At 68.2% G+C, this 12,847-nt stretch carries 13 protein-coding genes and 1 riboswitch; of the genes, 11 read left to right on the top strand and 2 right to left on the bottom strand.

Annotated features, from left to right (window positions below; translation table 11 throughout):
• Positions 1 to 22: 22 nt before the first annotated feature.
• A riboswitch (FMN riboswitch) is annotated at positions 23 to 167 on the top strand.
• Positions 168 to 230: 63 nt separating this feature from the next.
• The 5 genes from ribD to HCX50_RS08750 all read left to right on the top strand — a co-directional run bounded on the left by ribD (position 231) and on the right by HCX50_RS08750 (position 4,069).
• Complete coding sequence (gene ribD / locus HCX50_RS08770) at positions 231 to 1,280, top strand: bifunctional diaminohydroxyphosphoribosylaminopyrimidine deaminase/5-amino-6-(5-phosphoribosylamino)uracil reductase RibD (RefSeq protein WP_091034370.1); 1,050 nt, start codon at positions 231 to 233, stop codon at positions 1,278 to 1,280.
• Positions 1,280 to 1,909: a riboflavin synthase gene (locus HCX50_RS08765; protein WP_091034373.1), complete on the top strand. Its 630-nt coding sequence runs from the start codon at positions 1,280 to 1,282 to the stop codon at positions 1,907 to 1,909. The genes ribD and HCX50_RS08765 overlap by 1 nt, the downstream gene beginning before the upstream one ends.
• On the top strand, positions 1,906 to 3,174 hold the full coding sequence (ribA, locus tag HCX50_RS08760) for a GTP cyclohydrolase II (RefSeq protein ID WP_167633890.1): 1,269 nt from the start codon (positions 1,906 to 1,908) through the stop codon (positions 3,172 to 3,174). Before HCX50_RS08765 ends, ribA begins: the two co-directional genes overlap by 4 nt.
• Positions 3,171 to 3,644, top strand: coding sequence for a 6,7-dimethyl-8-ribityllumazine synthase (ribH, locus tag HCX50_RS08755; protein WP_029263007.1), 474 nt, complete (start codon positions 3,171 to 3,173; stop codon positions 3,642 to 3,644). The genes ribA and ribH overlap by 4 nt, the downstream gene beginning before the upstream one ends.
• A gap of 71 nt (positions 3,645 to 3,715) precedes the next feature.
• Complete coding sequence (locus tag HCX50_RS08750; protein WP_029263008.1) at positions 3,716 to 4,069, top strand: hypothetical protein; 354 nt, start codon at positions 3,716 to 3,718, stop codon at positions 4,067 to 4,069.
• A gap of 4 nt (positions 4,070 to 4,073) precedes the next feature.
• On the opposite strand, the gene HCX50_RS08745 is transcribed toward HCX50_RS08750, so the two are convergent.
• On the bottom strand, positions 4,074 to 5,060 hold the full coding sequence (locus HCX50_RS08745) for a LacI family DNA-binding transcriptional regulator (RefSeq protein ID WP_205828956.1): 987 nt from the start codon (positions 5,058 to 5,060) through the stop codon (positions 4,074 to 4,076).
• 159 nt (positions 5,061 to 5,219) lie between these two features.
• On the opposite strand from HCX50_RS08745, the gene HCX50_RS08740 reads away from it, so the two are divergent.
• The 4 genes from HCX50_RS08740 to HCX50_RS08725 all read left to right on the top strand — a co-directional run bounded on the left by HCX50_RS08740 (position 5,220) and on the right by HCX50_RS08725 (position 10,252).
• The gene (locus HCX50_RS08740) at positions 5,220 to 6,137 is read left to right on the top strand and encodes a carbohydrate ABC transporter permease (RefSeq protein ID WP_167633886.1); all 918 of its coding nucleotides are present in this window, start codon (positions 5,220 to 5,222) and stop codon (positions 6,135 to 6,137) included.
• Between the two features lies 1 nt (position 6,138).
• Positions 6,139 to 7,029: a carbohydrate ABC transporter permease gene (locus tag HCX50_RS08735; protein ID WP_051662277.1), complete on the top strand. Its 891-nt coding sequence runs from the start codon at positions 6,139 to 6,141 to the stop codon at positions 7,027 to 7,029.
• A 65-nt stretch (positions 7,030 to 7,094) separates the two neighbouring features.
• Positions 7,095 to 8,450 carry an ABC transporter substrate-binding protein gene (locus tag HCX50_RS08730; RefSeq protein ID WP_091034384.1) on the top strand — a complete coding sequence of 452 codons (1,356 nt, stop codon included), beginning with the start codon at positions 7,095 to 7,097 and terminating at the stop codon, positions 8,448 to 8,450.
• Between the two features lie 65 nt (positions 8,451 to 8,515).
• The gene (locus tag HCX50_RS08725) at positions 8,516 to 10,252 is read left to right on the top strand and encodes a glycoside hydrolase family 35 protein (RefSeq protein ID WP_091034386.1); all 1,737 of its coding nucleotides are present in this window, start codon (positions 8,516 to 8,518) and stop codon (positions 10,250 to 10,252) included.
• Between the two features lie 39 nt (positions 10,253 to 10,291).
• Here the strand turns inward: HCX50_RS08725 and HCX50_RS08720 are convergent, their stop codons facing one another.
• Entirely contained in the window at positions 10,292 to 10,789 is a 498-nt protein-coding gene (locus HCX50_RS08720) for a metallophosphoesterase family protein (RefSeq protein ID WP_091034389.1), read from the bottom strand.
• A gap of 145 nt (positions 10,790 to 10,934) precedes the next feature.
• Here HCX50_RS08720 and HCX50_RS08715 point away from each other — a divergent pair, with 145 nt between their 5' ends.
• Positions 10,935 to 12,395, top strand: a complete 1,461-nt coding sequence (locus tag HCX50_RS08715; protein WP_167633884.1) for an MFS transporter — start codon at positions 10,935 to 10,937, stop codon at positions 12,393 to 12,395.
• Between the two features lie 212 nt (positions 12,396 to 12,607).
• The gene (locus tag HCX50_RS08710) at positions 12,608 to 12,814 is read left to right on the top strand and encodes a transcriptional regulator (RefSeq protein ID WP_091034395.1); all 207 of its coding nucleotides are present in this window, start codon (positions 12,608 to 12,610) and stop codon (positions 12,812 to 12,814) included.
• Positions 12,815 to 12,847 lie beyond the last annotated feature (33 nt).

The raw sequence follows: 12,847 nt of genomic DNA, 5'->3' as shown, positions 1-12,847 counted from the left end.
CGTTGAGTACACTCAGAACAACAACGTGCTCCGGGGTCGGTGGGAATCCGAACCGGCGGTGACAGTCCGCGAGCGTCTCGAGAGATCGGGATGCCGATCCGGTGAAATTCCGGGACCGACGGTGATGCGAGGGAGACCTCGCTAGTCCGGAAGGGAGGCAGCACGAGACGCATCCGTGCGTCCGTTCCGCCATCCCTGTCTGACCCCGGAGCCTCAGAGGAGGACGACGGATGGCAGTGAACGCGGCAGAGCGCAGCGCGATGGATCGCGCGCTCCAGCTCGCCACGCGCGGACCGCGCGGGGCGAACCCGCAGGTCGGCGCGGTCATCCTCTCCCCCGATGGCACGGTCCTCGCCGAGGGCTGGCATCAGGGAGCCGGGACACCGCACGCCGAGGTCGACGCGCTCTCGAAGCTCGCACCCGGCGACGCCCGCGGCGCCACTGCCGTCGTGACGCTCGAGCCCTGCAATCACACCGGACGCACCGGGCCCTGCGCCGTCGCGCTGATCGAGGCAGGGGTCGCCAGAGTCGTGTACGCCCTCGACGATCCCGGCGCCGAATCAGGAGGCGGAGCGGAGCGCCTGCGCGCCGCCGGCGTCGACGTCGACTCGGGTGAGCAGGCGGATGCCGCGCATGCCCTGATCGACGGCTGGCTGACGGCACAACGCCTGGGACGCCCGCACATCACGGTCAAGTGGGCGCAGAGCCTCGACGGTCGCGCCGCTGCCGCCGACGGCTCGAGCCAGTGGATCACGGGACCGGCCGCTCGGGCCGACGTGCACCACCGCCGCGCGGAGGCCGACGCGATCGTCGTCGGCACCGGCACCGTGCTCGCCGACGACCCGGCTCTCACCGCCCGCGACGGCGACGCTCTGCTGCCGCACCAGCCCGTCCCGGTCGTCATCGGTTCGCGCCCGACGCCGACGGACGCCGCCGTGCACCGTCATCCGCACTCCCCACTCTTCTACGACACCCACGATCTGCACGCGGTGACCGCCGATCTGCACGCGCGTGGCATCCAGCGCGTCTTCGTCGAGGGTGGGCCGACCCTGGCCAGCGCCTTCATCCAGGCGGGCCTGGCCGACCGGGTGCTCGCCTACATCGCGCCGGTGCTGCTCGGCGGCGACAAGCTCGCCCTCGGCGACATCGGCGTCGCATCGATCGACCATGCGCGCCGCCTCACGATCGACGAATGGGTCCCCCTCGGACCCGATCTGCTCGCCGTCGCACGCCCCGCAGCACCGACAGACCCTCAGAACCAGAACGAAGGAGCCGCCTGATGTTCACCGGAATCATCGAGGAGATGGGCGAGATCACCGCGATCGCGCCCGCGGGCGACGGCTGGCGCCTGACCGTGCGCGCCCCCCGCGCGGCAGCGGATGCCGTGCACGGCGAGTCCATCGCCGTCTCGGGCGTGTGCCTCACGGTCGTCGGCTCGACTGCCGACACCTTCGACACCGACGTGATGAAGCAGACGCTCGACGTCGCCGCGATCGGATCGGCGACGGTCGGCACCCGCGTCAACATCGAGAAGGCCATGCCTGTCGGTGCACGACTGGGCGGACACATCGTGCAGGGACATGTCGACGGAGTCGGCGACGTGCTCGAGGTGCGACCCGGTGCCCAGTGGAGCGTGCTGCGCATCAGCCTGCCGACTGACCTCGCCCCGCTCGTGGTCGACAAGGGCTCCATCTCCGTCGACGGAACGTCACTGACCGTGAGTGCCGTCAGCGAGCCCGCCGACCCCTCCCCGTGGTTCGAGGTCTCGCTGATCCCGGAGACCCTCGCCGCGACCACCCTCGGCAGCCGAGCGGTCGGCGACCGTGTGAACCTCGAGACCGACATCCTCGCCCGTCACGTCGAGCGCCTGCTCGCGTTCCGCGCCGCACCGGAAGGAGGCTCGCGATGAGCCTTTCCACCATCGCCGAGGCCCTGGAGGCGCTGCGCGCCGGGCGCCCCGTGCTCGTCGCTGACGACGAGAATCGCGAGAACGAGGGCGACGTGATCCTGTCGGCTGAGCTGGCCACGCCCGAGTGGGTGGCGTGGACGGTGCGCTGGTCGTCCGGCTTCATCTGCGCGCCGATGCCGACCGACCTCGCCGACCACCTGAACCTGCCGCCGATGGTGGCCGCCAGCGAAGACGCCCGCTCCACCGCCTACACGGTGAGTGTGGACGCGGCCGAGGGCGTCACCACCGGCATCAGCGCCCACGACCGCGCGCACACGCTGAACGTGCTGGCGAACCCGGGATCGACGGCGACCAGCATCATCCGTCCGGGCCACGTCCTGCCGCTGCGCGCCGTCGACGGAGGCGTGCGCGAGCGCAGCGGTCATACCGAGGCCGCCGTCGAGCTGATGAAGCTCGCAGGCCTGCGGCCGGTTGGTGCGATCGCCGAGGTGGTCGCCGAAGACGGCAGCATGATGCGTCTCCCCGGCCTGATCGACCTCGGAGCGCGCGACGGCGTGCCGGTCATCACGATCGAGCAGCTCATCGCGCACCTCAATGACATCGATCCCGAAGGCGCCACTCCCTCGGCGCATCGCGGGCGCCGCGTGAGCCTGCGCGCCGACGCCACGGTGCCGACGACCCACGGGGTCTTCCGGTTCCTCGCCTACAAGGACCGGGTGACGGGGACCGACCACATCGCCGTCGTCTCGGGCGAACTCGGCGAGACGGCTCTCGTGCGCGTGCACTCGGAGTGCCTGACCGGCGAGGCGTTCGGCTCGCTGAAGTGCGAGTGCGGACCGCAACTGGATTCGGCGCTCGACGCGATCGAGAAGCAGGGCGGCGTCGTCATCTACATGCGCGGGCACGAGGGACGCGGCATCGGCCTCATCAACAAGCTGCGGGCATACAGCCTGCAGGAAGAGGGCCTCGACACCGTCGACGCGAACCTCGCCCTCGGGCTGCCGGCTGACGCACGCGACTACGCCGCGGCAGCGGGCATCCTCGCCGATCTGGGTGTGTCGAAGGTGCGGCTGCTGACCAACAACACCGACAAGGTGGAGCAGCTGCGCGAGCTGGGACTCGACGTCATCGAGCAGGTCCCCCTGATCGTGGGCGTCGGACCGAACAACCATCAGTACCTGGAGACCAAGCGTGACCGGATGGGTCACATCATCGGCGAAGCGGAACTCGCAGAGGCGCTCGCCCACGGGAAGGACGAGAAATGAGCGGCGCAGGAGCACCCGAGACCGGCGACATCGATGGACGCGGTCTGAACGTCGTGATCGTCGCCGGCACCTGGCACGAGACCATCTCGAACGGCCTGATCGCCGGCGCGGAGCGCGTGCTGAATGAGGCGCAGGCCTCGCACCGCCTCGTGCGGGTGCCCGGCTCGTTCGAGCTCGCTCTCGCCGCGCAGGCCGCCTTCGCCGGCGGCGCCGACGCGGTCGTCGCACTCGGCGTCATCATCCGCGGCGGCACCCCGCACTTCGAGTACGTGTCGGCGGCGACCACCGACGGCCTCACCCGCGTCGCGCTCGACGCCGGCAAGCCGGTCGGGTTCGGCGTGCTGACCCTCGATGACGAGCAGCAGGGTCTCGACCGCGCGGGCCTCGAAGGCTCCAAGGAGGACAAGGGTGCCGAGGCGGCGGATGCCGCACTGCGCACCGCGCTCGTCGTCCGGGAGCTGCGCGGCTGAGTCGGGCCCGACTGCGCAGGTCAGCCTGACCTTGCTAGCGCGGACCGACCCGCACCTCCTACGGTGAGGGCATGGAGACTCTGCGCCACATCGTGCTGTTCGTCCACCTCATCGGCTTCGCCGTGCTCTTCGGGGCGTGGGCGGTCCAGGCGTTCGGCGGCAAGCGCGAGTTCACTCGTCTGATGAACATCGGCATGGCGATCGCCGCGGTCGCCGGCCTCGCTCTCGCCGCCCCCTGGGGAATCTCGTACGAGCTCAACTACGTCAAGATCGGCGTCAAGCTCGTGATCCTGCTCGTCATCGGTGCGCTGCTCGGAATCGGCCTGGGCCGTCAGCGCCGCGGAGCAGCCATCCCGCCGGCGGTGTTCTGGCTCGTCGGCATCCTCACCGCCGCCAACGCCGCCATCGCCGCGATCTGGCGCTGAGCGCTCAGCGTTTCCGCGGCGCCGCCGTGCTCTCGCGCACGACGAGCTCGGTGCTCACGAGCGGCGTCTGCTGACGTCCGGTGCCGTCGAGCTCGGCGAGCAGCGCGTCCACCGCGAGCGCCCCGACCCGTTCCGGATGCTGCTGCACGGTCGTCAGCGGCGGCCACAGCTGCGCGGCATCCGGCAATCCGTCGAATCCGACGAGGCTCACATCTCCCGGCACCTCGCGTCCGGCCTCGCGGAACGCGCGGAGCACGCCGATCGCCATCTGGTCGTTCGCCGCGAACACCGCGGTGACGCCGTCGATCTCACGGAGCCGGAGACCCGCCACGTACCCCGAGGCGGCCGACCAGTCGCCCTGCAACGGTTCCGGCACCGGGCGTCGGTGCTTCTCGAGCGTCTCCCGCCAGGCATCGCGACGCCGTTCCGCGGAGTACGAGCGCGCGGGACCGGTGACGTGCCACACCGTGTCGTGTCCGAGTTCGAGCAGATGCTCGGTCGCCAGCCGCGCACCCTGCGCCTGGTCGGTGTCGACGAACGGAAGCGTCTCGCCGCGATTGGAGTCGACGAACACCACGGGCAGGGCATCGGGGATCTCGATGTCGGCCTCGTCGAGCTGGTGTGCCTCGATCACGATGATGATGCCGTCGACCGCGTGCTCCTCCAGGCGCCGGAACGCACCGGCCACGGTCTCGCCGGCACTCGACTCCACGGGGATGAGGGTGAGCGCGTAGCCGAGCTGGGCGGCGCGCACCGCGATCGCGTCGAGCGTGCGCTGGTTGCCGTACGAGCTGAACGAGAACATCACGACGCCGATGGTGCGGAATCGCCCTGACCGCAGCGCGCGGGCGGCACTGTTGGGTCGGTAGCCGAGGCTCTGCATCGCGGCCTCGACGCGCTCGCGGGTGGCGGCGCCGACGTATCCCCTGGCGTTCACGACGCGAGAGACCGTCTGTCCGGAGACGCCCGCCTCACGGGCGACGTCTTCCATCGAAGGCTCACGACGACGTGCCGACGTCTCTGTCGGTTGCTCTGGGGTCACGATCACCCATCCCCTCATATGTTGACGTTGACACACTAGCAGCGCATCGCATATGTTGACGTTGACACACGGCGCACGGTGCGCCCGGAACGTAAGAAGGAATCGTCGATGACGACTGAAACCCCCGTCGCCCTGGGTGCCCCCGGCATCCGGCGCCGCGACAAGCGCGACTGGAAGGGCTGGACCTTCGTCGGTCCGTTCATGGTCGTGTTCGCCCTGGTGTTCCTGACACCGCTCGCCTACGCGCTGTACCTGAGCTTCTTCCAGGAGAAGCTCATCGGCGGCACCGCCTTCGTCGGGCTGGACAACTACGTCCGCGCGCTCACCGACCCGCAGTTCTGGGAGGCGTTCGGCCGCGTGCTGATCTTCCTCGTCGTGCAGGTGCCGATCATGCTGGTCCTCGCCCTCGGTGCCGCCCTGGCCATCGACAGCGCACGCCTGCGCGGAGCATCGTTCTTCCGCATCCTCATCTTCCTGCCCTACGCGGTACCCGCCGTCGTGGCGGTGCTGATGTGGGGCTACATCTACGGCGACCAGTTCGGGCTCACGAGCAACATCAACGACTTCCTCGGAGTCGACGCCATCACGCCGTTCGCCAAGGAATGGATGCTGGTCTCGATCGGCAACATCGTCACGTGGGAGTTCGTCGGCTACAACATGCTGATCTTCTACTCATCGCTCAAGAGCATCCCGACCGACATGTACGAGGCCGCCTCCCTCGACGGCGCGGGGGCATGGCGCACGATCTTCTCGATCAAGATCCCCTCCGTGCGCGGCGCGCTCGTGATCGCGACGATCTTCTCGATCATCGGCAGCTTCCAACTCTTCAACGAGCCGAACATCCTGCGGCCCCTGGCTCCGAACGTGATCACCACGTTCTTCACGCCGAACATGTACGCCTACAACCTGTCGTTCGCCGGACAGCAGTTCAACTACGCCGCCACGATCGCCATCATCATGGGCATCATCACCGCGGTCATCGCCTACGTCGTGCAGCTGCGCGGCTCGAAGTCGGAGGTGCGCTGACATGGCACTCCCCCTCGCCCGCCCCTCTCGCCGTCGCCACGATCCGCTGAACCCGCGCAAGTCCAACACGCTGCTGATCGTCATGATCGTCTACGCGCTGTACACGCTCGTGCCCCTGGTCTGGCTGCTGTTCAGCTCCACTAAGACGCAGGCGGGACTCTTCAGCTCGTTCGGCCTCTGGTTCTCCGATGACTTCGCGTTCTTCGACAACCTCGTCGCCACGTTCTCGTACCGCGACGGCATCTTCCTGCGCTGGCTCGGCAACACGCTGCTGTACGTCGTCGTCGGCGCGGGCGGGGCGACACTGCTCGCCACACTGGCCGGCTACGGCCTCGCGAAGTTCCGTTTCCCCGGCCGACGCGCGGTCTTCGCCGTCGTCCTCGGAGCGGTCGCCGTTCCCGGCACGGCGCTCGCCGTCCCGACATTCCTGCTGTTCAGCGAGCTGGGCCTGACCAACACCCCCTGGGCCGTGATCATCCCGTCTCTCATCAGCCCCTTCGGGCTGTATCTGATCTGGGTGTTCGCCTCCGAGTCCGTGCCGACCGAGCTGCTGGAGGCCGCGCGCATCGACGGCGCCGGAGAGTTCCGGACCTTCTTCACGATCTCGATGCGCCTGCTCGCGCCCGGCATCGTGACGGTCGCGCTGTTCACGGTCGTGGCGACCTGGAACAACTACTTCCTCCCCCTGATCATGCTGTCGGATCCCGCCTGGTATCCGCTCACGGTCGGCCTCAACCAGTGGAGCGCCCAGGCCATCGGCGCCGGCTCCCAGCCGATCTACAACCTCGTGATCATGGGCTCGCTGCTCACGATCATCCCGATCGTCATCGCCTTCCTGCTGCTGCAGCGCTTCTGGCAGTCAGGTCTCACCGCGGGCAGCGTCAAGCAGTAGCCCCGCACTCCTTCCTCACCCCCTCGCGATCCGATGCTGGACCGCACCCCCGAAAGGACACAGCAATGAAGCACCTTCCCTCACCGACACGGCGCACCCTCGCGGTGCTCGCCGCAGGAACCGTGGCAGCACTGGCGCTGGCCGGCTGCAGCACCGGCGGCGACGCGGGCAGCGGATCCGGTTCCGGATCCGGCTCCTTCGACTCCGTCGAGGCTGCACTCGAGAAGGGCGGCGAGATCACATACTGGTCGTGGACGCCGTCTGCCGAGGCCCAGGTCGAGGCGTTCCAGAAGGAATACCCGAACGTCAAGGTCAACCTCGTCAACGCCGGCACCAACAACGAGGAGTACACGAAGCTGCAGAACGCGATCAAGGCGGGCTCCGGTGCCCCCGACGTCGTGCAGGTCGAGTACTACGCCTTGCCGCAGTTCGCCCTGACCGACGCTTTCGCCGACCTGTCGAAGTACGGGTTCGCCGATTTCGAGGACGACTACACCGCATCCACCTGGAACTCGGTCACCAGCGGCGACGCCATCTACGGCCTGCCGCAGGACTCCGGCCCCATGGCGCTGTTCTACAACAAGACCGTGTTCGACGCCGCGGGCGTCGAAGTGCCGACCACCTGGGACGAGTACTACGAGGCGGCGAAGAAGATCCACGCCGCGAACCCCGACGCCTACATCACCAACGACACCGGCGACGCCGGCTTCGCGACCTCCATGATCTGGCAGGCCGGCGGCAAGCCGTTCGAGACCTCGGGCACCGACGTCACGATCGACCTGCAGGACGAGGGGTCGAAGAAGTGGACCGAGAACTGGAACCGCCTCGTCGAGGAAGACCTGGTCGCACCCTACGGCAGCTGGAGCGACGAGTGGTTCCGCGGCCTCGGTGACGGCAGCCTCGCCACCCTCGTGATCGGCGCCTGGATGCCCGGCAACCTCATCACCGGCGCGCCCGACGGCGCCGGCGACTGGCGCGTCGCCCCGATGCCGACCTACGACGGCACCCCGGCGAGCGCCGAGAACGGCGGTGGCGGTCAGGCCGTCACGACGCAGAGCAAGAACCCGGAGCTGGCGGCCGGCTTCCTGTGGTGGCTGAACAACTCGGAGGAGAGCATCTCGATCTTCCTCGAGTCGGGCGGCTTCCCGTCGACGACCGCCGAGCTCTCCAGCGAGGAATTCCTCGCCGATGCTCCGGAGTACTTCGGCGGCCAGAAGATCAACGAGGTCCTCGCGGCCGCAGCCGACGACGTGGTCGAGGACTGGAGCTACCTGCCCTACCAGGTGTACGCGAACAGCATCTTCGGCGACACCGTGGGCCAGTCGTACCAGAACGGCACCGACCTGAACGAGGGCCTGACGGCCTGGCAGGACGCGCTGGTCGAGTACGGCAACGCCCAGGGCTTCACCGTCAACAAGTAACACCCGCGGCTGAGCCGGCCCCGTGCGGGGCCGGCTCAGCTCCTCGATCGAAAGCACTCCGACACGTGACCACGTTCTCTCTCGGCGACACCGACTTCCTCCGCGACGGTCAGCCGCATCAGGTGATCTCCGGCGCCATCCACTACTTCCGCGTGCACCCGGACCTGTGGCAGGACCGCATCCGCAAGGCACGGCTGATGGGCCTGAACACGATCGAGACGTATGTCGCCTGGAATGCGCACGCACCGCGGCGCGGCGAGTGGGACACGACCGGGTGGAACGATCTCGGACGCTTCCTCGACCTCGTTCATGCCGAGGGTCTGGATGCGATCGTGCGCCCGGGTCCCTACATCTGCGCCGAGTGGCACAACGGCGGTCTGCCGGTGTGGCTGACCGGGAGCATGGAGAACCTGCGATCGTCGGCTCCCGACTTCCTCGTCGAGGTGAGCGCCTACCTGCGACGCGTGTACGACATCGTCGCGCCGCGCCAGATCGACCGGGGCGGGCCCGTCGTGCTCGTGCAGATCGAGAACGAGTACGGCGCTTACGGCGCGGACAAGGCCTACCTCGAGGCCCTGGTCGCCGTCACGCGCGATGCCGGAATCACGGTGCCGCTGACGACCGTGGATCAACCCGTGGATCAGATGCTGAGCGACGGCAGCCTTCCTGGCCTGCACAAGACCGGCTCCTTCGGATCCCGCAGCGCGGAACGCCTCGCCACCCTGCGGCGGCACCAGCCGACGGGCCCCCTGATGTGCTCGGAGTTCTGGGACGGCTGGTTCGACTGGTGGGGCGGAGTGCATCACACGACGGATGTCGCCGCTGCCGCAGCCGATCTCGATGCCCTTCTCGCCGCCGGAGCGTCGGTCAACATCTACATGTTCCACGGCGGCACGAACTTCGGGCTCACCAACGGCGCGAACGACAAGGGCCGCTACCTGCCGCTCGTGACCTCCTACGACTACGACGCGCCGCTCGACGAGGCCGGCAACCCCACGGAGAAGTTCTTCGCCTTCCGAGAGGTGATCGCGAAGTACGCTCCGGTGCCGGAAGAGATGCCGGCAGTCACGATCGCTGCCCCCGCGTTCGACGTCTCCCTCTCCCCCGTCGGAACCTGGACGGGCGGCGACGGGGCCGGCACGGTCACCGCGCAGCCGCAGAGCTTCGACGCTCTCGGACACCTGAGTGCGCTGGTGCGCTACGACGTCGACCTCCCGGACGGGAGCGGCGGTCTCCTCGTCACCGACGAGGTGCGCGACCTCGCCTGGGTCAGCGTCGACGGGGTCGCTGTCGGCACGCTCTCCCGCACGCGACACGACCGTGCGATCCGCATCCCGAAGGGCCGTACCCTCAGCATCCTGGTCGAGGACCAGGGTCGCGTGAACTACGACCACCGACTCGGGGAGGAGAAGGGCCTGATCGGCGCGGTCACGCTCGATGGCACGCCCATAACCGGGTGGCGCTCGACACCCCTCGACGTCGCCGCCGTCGCCGCGGAGATCGATGCGGGTCAGCCGACGGATGCTGCGGGAGAACGCCCGCTCGCGTGGACGGCCGAGTTCACCCTGGATGCCCCTGCCGACCTGTTCCTCGACACCGCACCATGGAGCAAGGGATACGCGTTCGTCAACGGATTCTTCCTCGGCCGCTATTGGCGCAACGGACCGCAGCGCACGCTCTACGTGCCGGCCCCGGCAACGCGCGAGGGCCGCAACCGGCTCGTCGTTCTCGAACTCGAGCAGATTCTGGCACCCGTCGCCCGGTTCGTCGAGGCACCGGCACTCGGCGTCACGGAGGAGTGACGCCGGAGCGCAGGGGAGCGCGGGAGACGGGCGGATGAATCACGACAACGGCAGCAGCGTCGCCTCGATCCGGCGTCCGTCCACCTCGACCCACATCATCGTGCACACCGGCTGCCGACGCCGATCCGTGGGCGATCCGGGGTTGAGCAGCCGGAGGCCCGCGGGCGACACGGTGTCCCAGGGAATGTGCGAGTGCCCGAATACGAGGAGATCGATGCCCGGGTACGCCTCGTCCATCCGCTCCTCACGCTTGCGGGACTCCCCCGTCTCGTGCACGACGGCGACATCGACGCCCTCGACCGTGAACCGGGCGACCTCCGGAAGACGTGACCGCAGCTCGGACCCGTCGTTGTTGCCGTACACGCCGTGCAGTACCCGAGACCGCGACTCGAGCAGATCGAGTGTGGCTTCGTCGACCCAGTCGCCCGCGTGCACCACGATCTCGGCATCGTCGACCGCCTGCAGCACCGCATCCGGCAGCCTTCTCGCCCGCTTCGGCACGTGGGTGTCGGCCAGGAGCAGCATCCTCGTGGTCATCGTTCCTCCCGCCTTTCGCCGCCCTCGACTCTACGCATCCGGGTCGCGCACCGGATGACACGCGAAACGCGTACACAGCCAACACTCAGGAAGGCGTAAACTCGCCGAGTCCCCGGTATACCAAGGGGCTGAACGGAGGAGCCTCATGAGTACTGCCACTGCGCCTGCGAACCCACGCTCGCGCGTCATCACCGCGAGTCTGGTCGGCACGACCATCGAGTTCTACGACTTCTACGCGTATGCGACGGCGGCCGTTCTCGTGTTCCCCGTGCTGTTCTTCCCGACCGGAGACGACACCACCTCGCTCCTGTCGTCGTTCGCCGTCTTCGGTGCAGCGATGGTCGCGCGCCCCATCGGCGCCGTGGTCTTCGGCCACTTCGGCGACAAGTTCGGCCGCAAGGCCACCCTCGTCGCATCACTGCTGACGATGGGCATCGCGACCTTCGTGATCGGCTTGCTCCCCACGTACCAGGACATCGGCTGGTGGGCAGCGCTCCTGCTGCTGATCCTGCGTCTCGCTCAGGGCTTCGCGCTCGGTGGTGAGTGGTCGGGCGCGGCTCTGGTCGCCACCGAGAACGCCCCGAAGGGCAAGCGCGCCTGGTACGGCACCTTCCCGCAGCTGGGCGCACCGCTCGGCTTCATCATCGCCAACTTCCTCTTCCTCGCGATCAACTGGCTGCTGCCGCACGCCGAGAACCCGGTCCTCAAGTCCGAGGCGTTCCTCTCCTGGGGCTGGCGCATCCCGTTCCTGTTCTCCGCCGTCATGGTGATCATCGGCCTGTGGGTGCGACTGAAGCTCGTCGAGTCCGACACCTTCAAGAAGGCCGAGACCAAGGGCGCCATCCGCAAGCTCCCGCTGGCGACCGTCTTCCGCCACCACTGGAAGCAGCTGATCCTCGGCACGTTCATCATGCTGGCGACGTACGTGCTGTTCTACCTGATGACGAACTTCACCCTCGCCTACGGCACCAAGCCCGCGTCGCTGGAGACTGCTTCGGCCGCCGCGAAGGCTGCCGCAGAGGCGACGGGCGCCCCCTTCGACCCGACCAAGTTCGCGGCGCAGTTCTACCCCGGCCTCGGCTTCGGCTACACCGACTTCGTGCTGATGCAGATCATCGGCGTGGTGTTCTTCGGCATCTTCACGCTGCTGTCCGGGCCGATCGCCGACGCGATCGGTCGACGCAAGCTGCTGCTCTGGGTCACGGGCGCGATCATCGTGTTCGGCTTCACGTTCAACACGTTCCTGCTGCCCGCCGTCGACCCGAAGTTCACGGGTGCCCTCACGCAGGCGTTCCTCGTCTTCGGCTTCATGTTGATGGGGGCGACGTTCGGCCCGATGGGTGCGCTGCTGCCCGAACTGTTCCCGACGAACGTGCGGTACACGGGGTCGGCGATCGCCTACAACGTGTCGTCGATCCTCGGCGCCGCCGTGGCACCACTGATCGCCCTGAAGCTGTGGGAGGCAGCGGGCGGTGCCCCGTGGCTGGTCGGTCTGTACCTGTCGGCGATGGGCGTGCTGACCTTCGTCGCGCTGATCTTCACGCCCGAGACCAAGGACCACGACTACGACGACGACCTCGGGGTCGCCGCCGCCGTCGAGCTCTGATCGCTGAGAGGCGGCCTCCCCACCAGGAGGCCGCTTCTCTGCATCGGGACGTCCGTCAGAGGACGATGACCTCGCAGTAGCGCGCCGCCGTTTTCGCGAGCGTGCGGTCGAGCGTCAGAAGCGGGATACCGAGGGCCTCGGCATAACCCGCGGCGTCAACAAAAATTGACATCCGTGACGAAGTCAACAAGTATTGACGCAGGAGGTCCATCATGACAAAGCCGACCGCGATCGCACAGGACGACGGCAGCGAGCCCCTGGCCGCACTGCACAGGCTCGCCGAGACACGCAAGGAGATCGCTCGCGCCGAAGAGGCGAATGTGCGCCGCGCCCGCAACCTCGGATACTCGTGGCAGGCGATCGCGAGCGCGCTGGGAGTGAGCAAGCAAGCCGCGCACCGGCGGTTCGGTCGCTCCTGACGCTCGACCCCGACGACGCCCACCCATACAGCC

Origin of the sequence: Microbacterium sp. B19(2022) (genome assembly GCF_012030385.1) — a bacterium.
Lineage (GTDB): Bacteria > Actinomycetota > Actinomycetes > Actinomycetales > Microbacteriaceae > Microbacterium > Microbacterium oxydans_B.
This window is presented reverse-complemented; position numbering and strand designations above follow the sequence as displayed.

Coding starts and splice junctions, on each gene's coding strand:
- ribD (WP_091034370.1), top strand. CDS start 231: ATGGCAGTGAACGCGGCAGAGCGCAGCGCGATGGATCGCGCGCTCCAG.
- HCX50_RS08765 (WP_091034373.1), top strand. CDS start 1,280: ATGTTCACCGGAATCATCGAGGAGATGGGCGAGATCACCGCGATCGCG.
- ribA (WP_167633890.1), top strand. CDS start 1,906: ATGAGCCTTTCCACCATCGCCGAGGCCCTGGAGGCGCTGCGCGCCGGG.
- ribH (WP_029263007.1), top strand. CDS start 3,171: ATGAGCGGCGCAGGAGCACCCGAGACCGGCGACATCGATGGACGCGGT.
- HCX50_RS08750 (WP_029263008.1), top strand. CDS start 3,716: ATGGAGACTCTGCGCCACATCGTGCTGTTCGTCCACCTCATCGGCTTC.
- HCX50_RS08745 (WP_205828956.1), bottom strand. CDS start 5,060: ATGGAAGACGTCGCCCGTGAGGCGGGCGTCTCCGGACAGACGGTCTCT.
- HCX50_RS08740 (WP_167633886.1), top strand. CDS start 5,220: ATGACGACTGAAACCCCCGTCGCCCTGGGTGCCCCCGGCATCCGGCGC.
- HCX50_RS08735 (WP_051662277.1), top strand. CDS start 6,139: ATGGCACTCCCCCTCGCCCGCCCCTCTCGCCGTCGCCACGATCCGCTG.
- HCX50_RS08730 (WP_091034384.1), top strand. CDS start 7,095: ATGAAGCACCTTCCCTCACCGACACGGCGCACCCTCGCGGTGCTCGCC.
- HCX50_RS08720 (WP_091034389.1), bottom strand. CDS start 10,789: ATGACCACGAGGATGCTGCTCCTGGCCGACACCCACGTGCCGAAGCGG.
- HCX50_RS08715 (WP_167633884.1), top strand. CDS start 10,935: ATGAGTACTGCCACTGCGCCTGCGAACCCACGCTCGCGCGTCATCACC.
- HCX50_RS08710 (WP_091034395.1), top strand. CDS start 12,608: ATGACAAAGCCGACCGCGATCGCACAGGACGACGGCAGCGAGCCCCTG.